Origin of the sequence: Pseudoalteromonas sp. BMB (assembly GCF_001709235.1) — a bacterium.
Classification (GTDB): Bacteria; Pseudomonadota; Gammaproteobacteria; order Enterobacterales; family Alteromonadaceae; genus Pseudoalteromonas; species Pseudoalteromonas maricaloris.
This window is the reverse complement of record NZ_MBQA01000157.1, coordinates 1-14,577: the sequence shown is the minus strand read 5'-3', so window position 1 is coordinate 14,577 and position 14,577 is coordinate 1. Positions and strand designations below refer to the sequence as shown.

General features: G+C 44.6%; 12 protein-coding genes. 7 read left to right on the top strand and 5 right to left on the bottom strand.

The window, feature by feature from the left end; genetic code table 11:
• Positions 1–51: 51 nt before the first annotated feature.
• Entirely contained in the window at positions 52–2,508 is a 2,457-nt protein-coding gene (locus tag BB427_RS09580; RefSeq protein ID WP_069020525.1) for a penicillin-binding protein 1A, read from the top strand.
• A gap of 75 nt (positions 2,509–2,583) precedes the next feature.
• Here BB427_RS09580 and metL read toward each other — a convergent pair whose 3' ends face one another.
• The gene (gene metL, locus BB427_RS09575; RefSeq protein ID WP_069020524.1) at positions 2,584–4,932 is read right to left on the bottom strand and encodes a bifunctional aspartate kinase/homoserine dehydrogenase II; all 2,349 of its coding nucleotides are present in this window, start codon (positions 4,930–4,932) and stop codon (positions 2,584–2,586) included.
• 4 nt (positions 4,933–4,936) lie between these two features.
• The gene (metB, locus tag BB427_RS09570) at positions 4,937–6,157 is read right to left on the bottom strand and encodes a cystathionine gamma-synthase (RefSeq protein WP_069020523.1); all 1,221 of its coding nucleotides are present in this window, start codon (positions 6,155–6,157) and stop codon (positions 4,937–4,939) included.
• Positions 6,158–6,501: 344 nt separating this feature from the next.
• Here metB and metJ point away from each other — a divergent pair, with 344 nt between their 5' ends.
• Positions 6,502–6,822 (top strand): met regulon transcriptional regulator MetJ, encoded by a 321-nt coding sequence (gene metJ, locus BB427_RS09565; protein ID WP_010368921.1) that lies wholly within the window; start codon positions 6,502–6,504, stop codon positions 6,820–6,822.
• A gap of 81 nt (positions 6,823–6,903) precedes the next feature.
• On the opposite strand, the gene BB427_RS09560 is transcribed toward metJ, so the two are convergent.
• Both BB427_RS09560 and rpmE read right to left on the bottom strand, forming a co-directional pair.
• Positions 6,904–8,145 (bottom strand): malic enzyme-like NAD(P)-binding protein, encoded by a 1,242-nt coding sequence (locus BB427_RS09560; RefSeq protein ID WP_069020522.1) that lies wholly within the window; start codon positions 8,143–8,145, stop codon positions 6,904–6,906.
• A gap of 772 nt (positions 8,146–8,917) precedes the next feature.
• Positions 8,918–9,133 (bottom strand): 50S ribosomal protein L31, encoded by a 216-nt coding sequence (gene rpmE, locus BB427_RS23895; protein WP_010607053.1) that lies wholly within the window; start codon positions 9,131–9,133, stop codon positions 8,918–8,920.
• A gap of 214 nt (positions 9,134–9,347) precedes the next feature.
• Between rpmE and priA the strand changes: the two genes are divergently transcribed.
• The 5 genes from priA (at position 9,348) to BB427_RS09535 (ending at position 14,416) form a co-directional block, all read left to right on the top strand.
• A complete protein-coding gene (gene priA / locus BB427_RS09555) occupies positions 9,348–11,519 on the top strand; it encodes a primosomal protein N' (RefSeq protein WP_069020521.1) in 2,172 nt (723 codons plus the stop codon).
• Positions 11,520–11,532: 13 nt separating this feature from the next.
• Positions 11,533–12,063: an SPOR domain-containing protein gene (locus tag BB427_RS09550; RefSeq protein WP_069020520.1), complete on the top strand. Its 531-nt coding sequence runs from the start codon at positions 11,533–11,535 to the stop codon at positions 12,061–12,063.
• A gap of 70 nt (positions 12,064–12,133) precedes the next feature.
• On the top strand, positions 12,134–12,652 hold the full coding sequence (gene hslV, locus BB427_RS09545) for an ATP-dependent protease subunit HslV (RefSeq protein ID WP_010368932.1): 519 nt from the start codon (positions 12,134–12,136) through the stop codon (positions 12,650–12,652).
• Positions 12,653–12,663: 11 nt separating this feature from the next.
• The gene (gene hslU, locus BB427_RS09540; protein WP_069020519.1) at positions 12,664–13,992 is read left to right on the top strand and encodes an HslU--HslV peptidase ATPase subunit; all 1,329 of its coding nucleotides are present in this window, start codon (positions 12,664–12,666) and stop codon (positions 13,990–13,992) included.
• A gap of 49 nt (positions 13,993–14,041) precedes the next feature.
• Positions 14,042–14,416, top strand: a complete 375-nt coding sequence (locus BB427_RS09535; RefSeq protein ID WP_069020518.1) for a gamma-butyrobetaine hydroxylase-like domain-containing protein — start codon at positions 14,042–14,044, stop codon at positions 14,414–14,416.
• Here BB427_RS09535 and BB427_RS24890 read toward each other — a convergent pair.
• Positions 14,413–14,562 (bottom strand): hypothetical protein, encoded by a 150-nt coding sequence (locus BB427_RS24890; RefSeq protein ID WP_368072336.1) that lies wholly within the window; start codon positions 14,560–14,562, stop codon positions 14,413–14,415. The two genes, BB427_RS09535 and BB427_RS24890, sit on opposite strands and share 4 nt — an antisense overlap.
• Positions 14,563–14,577 lie beyond the last annotated feature (15 nt).

The following is a 14,577-nucleotide window of genomic DNA, read 5'->3' as shown; positions in this document are numbered from 1 at the left end:
ATATACTAGCAGTGTCTACCTGTAATTGGGAGTCTAACTAGGGATAATTCCGTGAAATTATTGAAAAGATTTTTACAATTCGTTTTTGTTTGTACCCTTTTAGGCGTGTTGACACTTATCAGTCTTTATTATTATGTCAAATCTGACATACCAAGTGTAGAGGTTTTGAAAGATGTTCAACTACAAACACCCATGCAAGTCTTTACACGAGACGGAAAACTCATTAATCAGTTTGGTGAAAAGCGCAGGATCCCTGTACGTTTGCAGGATGTTCCACTTCCCATGCGAAAAGCATTCTTAGCGACAGAAGACAATCGCTTTTACGATCATTTCGGCATTGACCCGATAGGTATCGTCCGCTCCGCTATAGTGCTTATCACCACAGGGCAAAAAAAGCAGGGAGCCAGTACGCTCACCATGCAACTTGCCAGAAACTTCTTCTTAACAAGAGAGAAAGCCTATATTCGTAAAGTGAAAGAAATCTTTATTGCGTTGCATATTGAGCAGCTATTAACGAAAGATGAAATTTTTGAGCTTTACTTAAACAAAATTGAACTGGGTAATCGCGCCTTTGGTATCGGTGCAGCAGCACAAGTCTACTACGGTCGCTCACTATCAGAATTAACTTTAGCAGAAATGGCAATGATTGCAGGCCTGCCAAAAGCGCCTTCTGCGTTAAATCCAATTCGTAACCCAGAGCGCGCGCAATTGCGCCGGAATGTTGTGCTCGGACGAATGCTTGCTGAAAAGTATATTACCCGCGCAGAATATGATGAGGCGACACAAGCTCCTATCACGGCTAAATTCCATGGCGCAGAAATTGAACTGTATGCACCTTATATTTCTGAAATGGTTCGCGCTTATATGGTTGAACGCTACGGTACTGATAAAGCTTATAACTCAGGCATGAAAGTTTACACCAGTGTGGAATCAGACATGCAACAGGCTGCTCAGCATGCATTAGTTGATAATTTACATGCCTACGATATGCGTCACGGCTTTAGAGGCGCAGAAGAAACCTATTGGCATGCTGAAACGGAATCGCCGCTAAGCCATGAAGGCATTATTACTCGCCTTAAAAAGGTCAATGAAATTGGGCCGTTAAAAGCCGCTGTGGTGCTAAACATTGCAGAGAAAACGGCCGACCTGCTCTTAAAAACCGGTGAGCAAATTACATTGGAATGGTCAGGCTTAAATTGGGCCAGACAATACATCAGTGAAACGCGTCAAAGCTTACCACCAAAAACAACTGCAGATATCCTCGCGCCGGGCATGCAAGTGTTTGTCCGTAAACAAGACGACGGCTGGATGTTAAGTCAGTTGCCACAGGCATCCAGTGCTCTTGTCTCACTTGACCCGCAGGATGGGCGTGTCAAGGCGATTGTGGGCGGCTACAGCTTTGAGCTTAGCCAATACAATCGCGCTACTCAAGCTAAGCGCCAGGTGGGTTCAAACATCAAACCTTTTATTTATTCATCCGCATTAGAAAATGGCTATACCCTAGCCACCATTCTTAATGATGCCCCGATTAATCATTGGGATAGAAGCGTTGGCGTGGCTTGGCGTCCGAAGAATAGCCCTGAAGTGTATAACGGCCCGATCCGTATTCGCCGAGCACTTGCACAATCGAAAAACGTGGTATCTGTTCGTTTGATCAAAGGCGTTGGCATAAATAAGGCCGCTGATCATTTGCTTAAATTTGGTTTTCAAGACGCAGATATTAATCGCAGTGAGTCATTGGCGCTTGGTAGTGCTGCACTGACTCCTATTGAAATGGCGCGCGGCATGGCAACTTTTGCCAATGGCGGTCACCTCATTGAGCCGTACTTTATCGATAGAATTACCGACTCATTCGGCACTGAACTGGGTTCGGCAGAACCGTTATTGGTCTGCGACGAGCAGCAGCTGGAAGAACAACCTGAGCGCTGTGCACCGCAAGTGATTTCGGAGCAAAACGCATTTCTGATTGCCGATGCACTTCACAGTGCTATCTGGGGTGGTGGTAGCTGGAAACACGACACGGGCTGGAGCGGCACAGGCTGGCGTGGTCAGTGGTTAAAACGTCGTGACCTTGCTGGAAAAACGGGTACCACCAACGACTCCGTAGATACTTGGTTTACGGGCTTTAACCGTAATGTCCTCACCACAGTTTGGGTTGGCTTTGACGATGCGAGTAAATCCTTGGGTCGTGCGGCCTACAACGCTAACCTTGGTGATAATCAACTTGTTGGGGCAGAAGCCGGCGCAATTTCAGCACAACCTGCTTGGATAGACTTTATGCGTGAGGCACTTAAAGATGAGCCTTTGGCTCCGATAGAGCCGCCTCCAGGGCTTATCTCAACTCGGATTGACTTAAAGACAGGGCTTTTGTCTCGTAAGAACGACTACACATCTCGGTTTGAGTATTTCGAACAAGGTACGGCCCCAACCAAATACGTATTAGATACGGATAGCAGCACACCGTTTGACGATACCGCGCCGCTACCAACTCACGAAGAGTTATTCTAGAATAAAAATGCCGATACAGATGTATCGGCATTTTTGTCTTATACCAGTTGTATTATATCTATTTTCTTAATAGAGCTATTTTAGATTTTGCGTTAGCCAGAATAAATCGGAATGTATTCCCGCTGCTGTCACTTCTTTACCTGCCCCTGGGCCTTGGATCACCAGTGGATTTTGTTCATACCATTTAGTGTGGATCACAAAAATATTATCACCCGGTGTTAAATTCGCGATTGCCGAGCCGTTTGGTACCTGTGCAATGCCTACTTTTGCAGACACTTTGCCATTGCTTGCAATTTCAAGCGCCCCAGTATAGCGAAGCGCAGCGTCATTCGCTGTGGCCTTTGCATAGTGTGTCGCATAAAAGTCATCAAGTTGCTGGCGATTTTCTAAAAACGTTTGCCATGAACCCACACTCAAGGACTCAGGCATTAGCGCCTCTAATTCAATATCGTCAAGCTCAAGTTCAATGCCTAACTCTCGTGCTAAGATCAAAAGCTTACGCTGCATATCACGGCCAGATAGATCTTCGCGCGGATCGGGCTCGGTAAAACCAAGTTCTTGCGCCCCAAGCACTAGCTCAGAAAATGCTTCAGAACCATCATAGCGACTACAAAGCCAAGATAAAGTGCCGGAAAAGACGCCTTCAATTCTCACCACTTCATCGCCACTATTTTGCAGATCAGCCAATGCAAAGTTAATGGGAAGACCTGCGCCAACACTGGTATTGTAACGCCATAACAGGTTACGCTCTTGTAACTGCTGACGCAGCTTTGAGTACCAACCTTGTTGTGCCGTGCCGGCATATTTATTGGCGCTGATCAAATGACAGTCATGTTCAACAAACAGCGGATACAACTCACTGAAACGCTCGCTCGCAGTAATATCGACCACCACTTTATGCTCGTAATCTAGCTCTTTAATACGAGTGAATAGCTCTGCTTCATTGTATTCGATGGCCTCATTTTGCCATTGCTGTTGCCACGATGCTAAATTCAACCCGCTTGGACAGAACAACATTTGCTTAGAACGCAGTAGGCCAACCAACTTAAGATCAAAGTGCTCACTCAGCTTAGCGACTTGGTTTTTGCATTGTTCGATAAACACTTCACCCACGTTGCCAACACCCGCCACAATCACTGCAAGCTCTCTGCCTTTATTCACCAAACGCTCGTGCAATATAGCAAGTAGATCGCTATCAATTGCTTGATCGGTTAACACTAAGCTGTAATGGCGCTCTTGCAGCACAAAACGGGTGACAATTGCATGTTCATCCAATAGCTCCAGTGCCTGCTGATGTAAGCCAGCGACATCCTGACTTGGGGCAACAATAGCAAAGCCTTGTACTTGTGATTCAATAATATTGGCCCGCGAATCCAGCGCTTTGATCACAACATGGCTAAACTCAGATGGCACCAGTAAGTGTGCCTCTCCACCTTTAACAAAATGATGAATGCTATGCTGGATAAGCTGGCTTAGCTGTTTTACTTCACCACTTTTTAGCTGCTCAACGCGTAACAGGTCAAGTTGTCCAAAAGTGGTAATAAAGCGCTTCTCTTTGCTATAGCCTGCCTTTACTATCTCAGTGCCAAGCGCATCAGCATCAAAGCTGCTACGAACTTGTAGTTTTATATCGGTATCTTTAAGTGGAGACAGCGTTTTTGCATGTAATACCGGATTACCTAATCGTGCGAGTAATTCAGCTTGGCCACGGCATACCTTAGTGTATTTTATGGCATTAGCGACTTTACGTGGATCAGTGCTGAATACACCAGTTGTATCCGTCCAAATTGATACTTGAGCCGCATCAAGGTAACTTGCCAACAAAGTTGCGCTATAGTCACTGCCATTTCGGCCTAAAGTCACAGTTTCACCTTGTGCATTTGCGGCAATAAAACCGGTAACGATATAGATAGCGTGATCATCAATGGCGCGATAGCACGCTTCTTTGTTATGGGCGTGGAGTAACACTCCCTCTTGTTGTACGAATAACCTACGAGCGTCGACAGCTTTGGCTTCAACACCTTGAGAGCTGAGGTAGTTTGCTAATATACGAGCCGACCATAGCTCTCCATGTGCAAGTAAACTCGCGTAGTGAAGCAGCTGTTCTTCTCGCCCTAAAGCGATTGCTTGCAGCTCATTGACGAGCTGTTTGAGTAACACACTGTGTTGTTCACCTACAAACAGGGCATCAATTAATTCTCGTTGATGATTTTCAACTTGTAATAAAACATCGTTGAATGCGCGAACATCTTGCTGCTCAAAGCTTTGCCATAACTTCACTAGGGTATTCGTTGTTTTTCCTGCAGCAGAAACCACAACACTGTCACCTAGTTGACATTGCTCTAACACTATCTTGGCAACTGCCTGATAACGCTCTGGCGAGCTTAAACTCGAACCACCAAACTTATGTACTACTTTTGCCATTTACTCACCACAACGCTACTGTATGTGCAGGCGTTAATTTGAATGACTTAGCATCATCACTCGCCTGACTTTCATCAATACATGCAAATCCTGATTCCAGATCTGCAATAAGATCCTGTGCATCTTCAATGCCTACAGAAATACGAATCAACGTGTCGCCCACTCCCGCTTCTAAACGCGCTTGCGGATCCATACCTGCGTGTGTCATCGTCGCTGGATGGCAAATAAGACTCTCAACCCCACCTAAAGATTCTGCCAATGAAAAGTGCGTTAGAGACGTTAAAAACTTCGCTGATGTTTGCAGATCGCCTTTGATATCAAAGCTCACCATGCCACCAAAGCCGAGCTGTTGTTTTTTCGCAAGTTCGTGTTGAGGATGCGACTCAAGGCCAGGGTAATAAACTTGGCTAACATACGGCGACTTTTCTAAATACTCCGCAATAAGCTGAGCATTTTCTTGATGTTGGCGTAAACGCACGTTTAAGGTGCGCAGTCCACGTAGGGTAAGGTAACTATCAAAAGGTGCACCGGTAATACCGATATTATTCGCCCACCAAGCTAACTCATCACCCAACTCCTGTGTACGCGCGATCACCGCGCCCCCCACGACATCAGAATGACCATTGATATATTTAGTAGTTGAATGCACGACTACATCTACGCCAAAGGCAATGGGATTTTGTAGTGCTGGAGACAAGAAGGTGTTGTCGGCGGCGACCAAAGCACCCACTGCGTGTGCTGCATTTACGACAGCTTCTATATCCGTTAGCCTTAATATTGGGTTACTTGGTGTTTCAATCCAAACTAATTTAGGTTTGATCTGCTGCAGCTGTGCAAGACTTTCCGATTGTGTGAGATCCAAGACGGCTAATTTGAGCAATCCACGCTTAGCAAGCGATGTAAACAAGCGATAGCTACCACCGTAACAGTCATGTGGAATAACCAGCGTATCGTCATGGTTAAGTAGCTGAGTTACTAGGTGAACGGCAGCCATGCCAGTCGCGGTAATAATGCCACGAGCACCACCTTCAAGTTCGGTAAGTGCCTGTGCAAGCACATCACGATTAAAGTTACCACTGCGTCCATAATCGTAGTCGCGTTTGGTATCAAAATCGGCAAAAGAATAGGTGGTAGAAAGGTAAAGCGGTGGCACTACTGCCCCATGTGCTTTATCAGCTTCTATACCGTGACGCACTGCAACCGTCGATTTATTAACTTGACTCATAAGGTCACCTAGATAGTTGGATGTTTAGACGTCTAAAAGGTTAGAGCAACAGAAACTAGAAGTCAAAACATTTATACTGCTAAATGGCTAAATAACTAGTATTTGACTATCTTTTTTAAACCGATAAAATTTCGCCACTCTAGGCGTTGCTAATACGACTGAGTTATTGAAAACTATGGCAGAGATTCTTCTATCTCGCTATGGCGGATTAGTTTATTCATCTATTTGAGTTTGGGATTTATCTTTAATTCGTAAGGTTATCCCTATATTCATGCGGTTGGTGAATAATGTAGACCAGAACCCAGTCATATTGGCATTGATGTAACTGAGGCAAGTACACAATTATGGCAAAATGGAACGGTGAGTATATTCACCCATATGCAGAACACGGTAAGAAAGCAGAGCAAGTAAAAAAGATCACGGTGAGCATACCTCTGAATGTACTCAAAGTGCTAACTGATGAGCGTACACGTCGCCAAGTGAATAACTTACGTCATGCCACGAACAGTGAGCTTTTATGTGAGGCGTTTCTACATGCCTTCACAGGTCAGCCACTGCCGAGTGATGAAGACTTGAGAAAAGATAATCCAGAGCGTATTCCGTTAGAAGTAAGACAAATAATGGAAGAGCGCGGTTTGGAGATCCCAGAAATAAACGAAGAGTGATAACTACTCTTACTCTGTGGAAATACAGACACAAAAAAAGCCTCAATCGAGGCTTTTTTCATTTGGATAATACCAATGGTATTATTCCATATATCCAGCAGGCATATCGATTTGTGCCACACCTGATTCAATTGCAGCTACCGCTACCGCTTTTGCGATACGAGGTAACAAACGCGGATCCATTGGTTTTGGAATAATGTACTCAGGACCAAACTCAAGACTATCCACGTCAGCTGCTTTTAACACTTCAGCAGGCACAGGCTCTTTCGCAATCGTTCTAATTGCTTCAACCGCTGCAATCTTCATCTCGTCATTGATAGCGGTTGCACGTACATCAAGCGCACCACGGAAGATAAACGGGAAACACAGCACGTTATTTACTTGATTTGGATAATCTGAGCGACCTGTCGCCATGATCAAATCATTACGTGCACCGTGTGCAACTTCAGGACTGATCTCTGGATCTGGGTTAGAGCAAGCGAATACCACAGGCTTGTCAGCCATTAATTTTAGATCTTCAGCAGAAAGTAAGTCTGGGCCAGAAACACCAACAAATACATCCGCATCCGCAATCACGTCTTGTAACGTACGCTTATCCGTGTTGTTTGCAAACAGCTCTTTGTATTCATTTAGGTCATCACGGCGAGTATGGATCACGCCTTTTCTGTCCAGCATATAGATGTGCTCACGTTGAGCACCACACTTGATCAATAATTCCATACAAGCAATAGCAGCTGCACCCGCGCCAAGACACACAATAATCGCATCGTGAATATCTTTACCTTGGATTTCCAACGCATTCAGCATACCCGCAGCGGTTACAATTGCGGTGCCGTGCTGATCATCATGGAATACAGGAACGTCACAACGTTCGATTAGCGCGCGCTCAATTTCAAAGCACTCTGGCGCTTTAATATCTTCGAGGTTAATACCGCCAAATGTGTCTGCGATATTTGCCACCGTATTAATGAAGTCTTCGGTGGTGTTGTGCTTAACTTCGATATCGATTGAATCAAGACCCGCAAAACGCTTAAATAATAGCGCCTTACCTTCCATAACAGGCTTTGACGCCAAAGGGCCTAAGTTACCCAAGCCAAGAATTGCCGTACCATTACTGATCACCGCAACCATATTTCCTTTACCCGTGTAACGATATGCATTCGCCGGATCAGCCGCGATTTCACGTACTGGCTCTGCAACACCTGGGCTATATGCAAGTGCTAAGTCTTTTACGGTCTCGGCAGGTTTAGTGAGTTCAACACTGATTTTACCTGGAACGGGCTTCTCGTGATAATCTAGAGCTTGTTGACGAAAATCTGTCATGGCGCGATATTTTCCTACGAAGTTAATGTGAGAGTGTGGTAAACGTTCGCATTCTGAATGTTGGCAACCTATCTAGGCTGGTTACAGCAACACACAGTGCGATTAACTATATGAGCGACGACATTCAACCACTCAACAAGCGTATGTGCTTTGCTGTCGCGGTATGTCAATAGGACATATAGTTAATCGACCGTATTCACACAATACCGAGTTTTGCTCATTATTCAAGTAAAATCAGGTCTATCCACTAGCACGGCATTTTCTATACTTTTCCGAGAAGATAAGCTCAATTTTAAGAAATATTTCACAAATAAAATAGCTAAAACTTAAGAAACAAGACGCTAAAACCAGCACAAAATGTATAAAATCAGAACAAATGTACACTAATTATAAAAACAATAAGGAAATAGCAACTTAGCTAATTTTAACGTCAAGATACCGACATTTAATCGCAATATACTGACTTTAGTTTATATTAAGTACTCATACCTGATACTATTTACTATATGAGCTTTGATTATTTTCACAACTTAAGCTCGTAAATGTTCAATATTTATCTGCTAAATAGAGTTTTTACTCTACCCAAGAGATCAGTAAAGTTTTGCTGCCAAACTAGCAAGTTTTTTATTTTAGAAGAATAAAAGACACAATAAGACGGGATGACTGACGGTCTGTCTGTTGATGCAGAATAGGATGTATAAATCGGGAAGGTATTTTCAAACAGGCACAAAAAAAGCACCCTAAGGTGCTTTTTTCGACTAGACCAACAAGATTACTTCTTGCTGCTAAGTGCACCGAAACGCTTGTTAAAGCGATCTACACGGCCACCTGTGTCAAGGATCTTCTGCTTACCAGTGTAGAACGGGTGACATGCAGAACATACGTCTAGGTGAATATCTTTACATAGCGTTGAACGAGTTTCGAACTTGTTACCGCAAGAGCACGATGCAGTGATCGTCTCGTAATTAGGGTGAATACCTTCTTTCATAGCAACCTCTAGTTAAGGCCGTATCGCTCTCCAAACCCGAAGTCTGGCACCATACGTAGTTATACAAAAATGTGGACGCGTATTTTAGTGCCTATCTGAACAATCTACAAGCAATATTTCAGAGTTTTTTATCACCGCCTCTGAGTACGTTTTCAATTCGTACCACCTTAGGTATATACTTCGTCACTGCGCTCACTTTATGGAATTGTAATACATGCTCATTCTTGAAGTAGCTTTAAAGCTGCCACTGCACCGAACATTCGACTATTTGCTAGCACCAACCATGCAAGTTGAAGCAGGAATGAGAGTCACCGTCAATTTCGCCAACCGTCGCTGCACAGCGATTGTGCTTGCTAAAAAAGGCGACACCGATGTACCAAAAGAAAAGCTCAAGCAAATTATTGAGGTGTTGGACGAGCATCCTGTCTTTAATCAAGCACAACTTAGCTTTTTACACTTTGTCTCTCAGTATTACTGTCATCCAATTGGCGATACCTTATTCACAGCACTACCGGCGGTACTCAGAGATGGTGGAAGCCCAGACAAAACTCAGATCCCTGTCGTCAGATTAACGGAAAAAGGGCAGAAACTACCAACACTGCGAGCCAAAAAGCAACAAGCACTGCTTTCTCAATTATATGAAGGTGGCGCAATAAAATTAAGCGAACTCAAAGCGCTCGGATTTGCAAACCAAACAATTAAAGCATTGGAAGAAAAAGCGCTTATCTCACAATCTATTGAGCATGATAGTGATTGGTCGCAAAACGAATTACAGCTTGGCGAAAAACCACGCCTAAACGACCAACAAGCGACTATTTGCAGCGCCGTCAATGCACAAGTCGGTTACCGTACCTTTTTAATCGAAGGTGTAACGGGAAGTGGTAAAACCGAAGTCTACTTACAGAGCCTTGAAAACATAATAAAAGCGGGTAAACAAGCACTGATCTTGGTGCCTGAAATTGGACTCACACCACAAACAGTCAACCGCTTTAAGAAGCGCTTTAATAACCTGCCCATTGATTTATGGCACTCAAATCTAACCGATAACGAGCGCCTACATACTTGGCGTCGCGCCGAAAAGGGTCTGAGCGCTTTGGTTATCGGTACTCGCTCGGCCATTTTTTTACCATTTCAAAATCTCGGCATGATCATCGTTGACGAAGAGCACGACAACTCGTTTAAACAGCAAGAAGGCCTGCGCTATCACGCCAGAGATCTCGCTGCATTTCGAGCGCATCAGGCACACTGCCCTTTGCTTTTGGGAACAGCAACACCGGCATTAGAAACATTACACAAAGCCATTACCAACAAATATCAACTCGTCACACTGAGTAAACGAGCGCAGACCCAGCACGATAACCAATTTCACCTTGTAGACATGAAAGGTCAGCCAGAACAAGGCGGGTTTTCACCAATGAGTTTACATTGGATGGAAAAAACACTCGCTCGCGGTAAGCAAGTTATGGTGTTTCTAAATCGTCGAGGCTTTGCGCCAACATTGATGTGTCACGAATGCGGATGGCTTAATACCTGTAAACATTGCTCTACCAGCGCCACGTACCATAAAAACATGAACCGCTTGGTATGCCATCATTGTGGTGAACAGGACTTTGTACCTAGACAGTGTCCAGATTGCGGCAGCACCCAAATCATGCCCACAGGGCTTGGTACAGAACAACTCGAAGGCTTTTTAAGCGAACGCTTCACTGATATTCCCGTCACTCGCATTGACCGAGATTCTACGCGCCGTAAGGGCAGCCTTGAAAGCGCCCTTGAAGAAATTAATCAAGGTGGCGCGCGAATTTTGGTCGGCACTCAAATGCTTGCCAAGGGCCACCACTTTGCCGATGTCAGTCTTGTGATTATCTTGGATGTGGACTCAGGACTTTACTCTTGTGACTTTAGAGCAACCGAGCAAATGGCGCAGCTTATTACGCAAGTTGCTGGACGAGCCGGACGCGCCGGTGAAGCGGGAACCGTGTTATTGCAAACGCATTTTCCAGAACATCCATTATTGCAAGATTTAATCAATAATGGTTATGGCGACTTCGCGCGATATGCCCTACAAGAACGTGAAGAAGCTATGCTTCCCCCCTTCGCACACTTAGCTATCATCCGCGCCGAGGCAACAAATATAAATACAGTATTGCGCTTTTTGTCGGATTTGGTTCCAGCTACCCCCTATCCTGGTATACAATTGCTGGGTCCAATTCCAGCACCACTTGAACGAATAGCTGGAAAGTTCAGATATCAATTACATATACACGCACAACAACGCACTGTGCTGCGGGACTACCTTTCGCAACTTGCGCGCTATATTGCTACGCATGAGTCTGCCAATCGAGTACGCTGGAGCATAGATGTTGATCCAATGGATAGCTATTAAAATCAAATAACCTATGGCACAGCACGATTACATCAATAAGAAACCTAAAGGCAAGGGGAAAGACAAGCCAGAAAAATCGGCAAAATTTCCTGTTATTGCTGCTATTTTTGCATTTCTACTAATCGGAGGGTTTGCCTACGGTCTTTGGTTTATAAAAACCAATGCCGATCCTAAAGAAGTAGAGCAAGCCAAAAACCCGCATCCAGTTGCCGAACAAAAGGTTAGTAAGCCCAAGCCTCGCCCACCTGAGTTCATTGAAGAAATTAAAAATCATGAAATCAAGGTCGAAGTTAAAGAGATCGAGAGCAAAGGTCCTTATCAAATGCAGTGTGGTTCATTTAGAACCCATAGCCAAGCCGAAACCATGAAAGCCAAAGTTGCGTTTGCTGGGTTAATCGCGGAGATCCGTCGTACCGAAGGGGGTAACGGTGTCTGGTATCGTGTCCGTCTTGGCCCCTACGATACCAAGCGTTTAGCGGAAAGCGATAAAAACAAATTGCAGCGCGTCGGGATATTTGGCTGTGGGATTTGGGGCTGGACTTGATTTTTATAAGTCCACCCATATTTCCTACTAATCTAGAGTTACACGGGCACAGGCCCAGATAAGGATTACTATGACTACCATCGTTAGTGTTCGTCGCGATGACAAAGTGGTTATCGGCGGTGATGGCCAAGTTTCGCTTGGTAACACAGTTATGAAAGGCAACGCGCGTAAAGTACGTCGTCTATACAATGGTAAAGTACTGGCAGGTTTCGCTGGCGGTACAGCTGATGCATTTACATTATTTGAACGCTTTGAAGCAAAACTTGAGATGCACCAAGGCCATCTCACTAAAGCAGCCGTAGAAATGGCAAAAGACTGGCGTACCGACAGAGCATTAAGAAGGCTTGAAGCCCTACTTGCGGTAGCCGATGAAACCGCCTCGCTTATCATCACAGGTAACGGCGATGTGGTGCAGCCAGAGCATGACCTTATTGCTATCGGCAGTGGTGGTAACTTCGCACAGGCGGCTGCAACCGCACTACTTGAAAATACAGACTTAAGTGCGAAAGAAATCGTGGAAAAGAGCCTGAAGATCGCTGGCGATATCTGCGTATTTACCAATAATTTCCAAACTATCGAAGAATTGTAATAGGACTCGTCATGACAGCTATGACTCCAAGAGAGATTGTGCACGAGCTTGATCAACATATTATCGGTCAGGACAAAGCCAAAAAAGCCGTCGCGATTGCACTGCGCAACCGCTGGCGTCGTATGCAGCTTGATGAAGAGCTGCGTGCAGAAGTTACACCCAAGAATATTTTGATGATCGGCCCAACGGGTGTAGGTAAAACTGAAATTGCCCGCCGTCTAGCAAAGCTTGCTAACGCACCATTTATCAAAGTAGAAGCGACTAAGTTCACCGAAGTGGGTTATGTTGGTAAAGAAGTTGAAACTATCATCCGCGATCTAGTCGAAGTTTCTTTTAAACTAACACGTGAACAGCAAACCAAGAAGTTCAAATTCCGCGCTGAAGAAGCCGCCGAAGAACGTATTTTAGATGCACTTTTGCCACCAGCAAAAGACGCTTGGGGTGAGTCTCAGCCAAATGAAAATTCGTCAACACGTCAAGTATTTCGCAAGAAACTACGTGAAGGTCAGTTAGACGACAAAGAAATTGAGATCGACATCGCAGAAACGGCGCCTCATGTTGAGATCATGTCTCCTCCTGGTATGGAAGAAATGACCAGCCAGCTACAGAGCATGTTCCAAAACATGTCGGGTGACAAGAAAAAGAGCCGTAAGCTGAAGATTAAAGAAGCACTTAAGCTATTGATTGAAGAAGAAGCTGCAAAGCTTGTTAATCCAGAAGAGCTTAAAGAGCAAGCTATTGAGTCAGTTGAACAAAACGGTATCGTGTTTATTGATGAAATCGATAAAATTTGTAAGCGCGGAGAATCCTCTGGCCCAGATGTTAGCCGTGAAGGTGTACAACGCGACTTACTACCACTTATCGAAGGTTCAACCGTTAATACTAAACACGGTATGGTAAAAACCGACCACATTTTATTTATCGCGTCAGGTGCATTCCAAATGGCCAAGCCGTCGGATTTAATCCCTGAATTACAAGGTCGTTTACCTATTCGCGTTGAACTAGAAGCACTGACTGCGGGTGATTTCAAACGTATTCTAACTGAGCCAAATGCATCTCTTACAGAGCAGCAACAAGCGCTACTGAAAACAGAAGACGTCACTATCGACTTTACCGATGACGCTATCACCAAACTGGCTGAAGCTGCATATCAGGTCAACGAGAAAACTGAAAACATCGGTGCGCGCCGCCTTCACACTGTGATGGAAAAACTGATGGAAGAGATTTCATTCGATGCCAGTGAAAAGGCCGGTGACACTTTGACGATTGATGCCGCCTACGTTGAACAGCATTTAGACATGCTTGTTCAGGATGAAGATTTAAGCCGCTTCATTCTGTAAATTAAAATCAAAAGCGGAGCCTTGCTCCGCTTTTTGAATTATACCAATTATGTATCAAGTCACCAAACTTCATTATCATACGCTCAGTAAAGTGCTCGATGTTTATTTTGAGGACGGCCGCTGTTTTACGCTAAGTGCCGAATTCTTACGAACACATTCACCATCAGCCGAAGTGCAAGGACATAGTCCAGCGCAAAAGCAACTCGTGCTAAACAAACAGAATGTCGCTATAAAGAAAATTGAACCCGTTGGTCACTATGCTGCACGCATTGTTTTTGATGATGGCCACGACTCAGGGCTCTACAGCTGGCAATACTTATACACTATAGCTACACAACACGATGCGCTATGGCAGGAATATGTAAACGCTGTAGAAGAGTATAAAACCCAAAAGGACAGCGTACCTATCAAGTTTGTGCCTTAACCAAACCGCCATAGCAATGCATGCTGCTCATGGTATTGAATAAAGTCATTCTTAAATGCAATGTACTTCTCCATATTCTGGTTACAGGCGTTTACAGCTTCTTGCTTAACTCTAGCATATTGCCTCGCTATATCTGGAAAAGTAATTAACCTGAGCTGCGG

Excerpts from the sequence above, each read along its gene's own strand:
- BB427_RS09550 (WP_069020520.1), top strand. The coding sequence starts at position 11,533 with ATGGCACAGCACGATTACATCAATAAGAAACCTAAAGGCAAGGGGAAA.
- BB427_RS09535 (WP_069020518.1), top strand. The coding sequence starts at position 14,042 with ATGTATCAAGTCACCAAACTTCATTATCATACGCTCAGTAAAGTGCTC.
- metB (WP_069020523.1), bottom strand. The coding sequence starts at position 6,157 with ATGAGTCAAGTTAATAAATCGACGGTTGCAGTGCGTCACGGTATAGAA.
- BB427_RS09560 (WP_069020522.1), bottom strand. The coding sequence starts at position 8,145 with ATGACAGATTTTCGTCAACAAGCTCTAGATTATCACGAGAAGCCCGTT.
- metJ (WP_010368921.1), top strand. The coding sequence starts at position 6,502 with ATGGCAAAATGGAACGGTGAGTATATTCACCCATATGCAGAACACGGT.
- hslU (WP_069020519.1), top strand. The coding sequence starts at position 12,664 with ATGACAGCTATGACTCCAAGAGAGATTGTGCACGAGCTTGATCAACAT.
- metL (WP_069020524.1), bottom strand. The coding sequence starts at position 4,932 with ATGGCAAAAGTAGTACATAAGTTTGGTGGTTCGAGTTTAAGCTCGCCA.
- priA (WP_069020521.1), top strand. The coding sequence starts at position 9,348 with ATGCTCATTCTTGAAGTAGCTTTAAAGCTGCCACTGCACCGAACATTC.
- hslV (WP_010368932.1), top strand. The coding sequence starts at position 12,134 with ATGACTACCATCGTTAGTGTTCGTCGCGATGACAAAGTGGTTATCGGC.
- rpmE (WP_010607053.1), bottom strand. The coding sequence starts at position 9,133 with ATGAAAGAAGGTATTCACCCTAATTACGAGACGATCACTGCATCGTGC.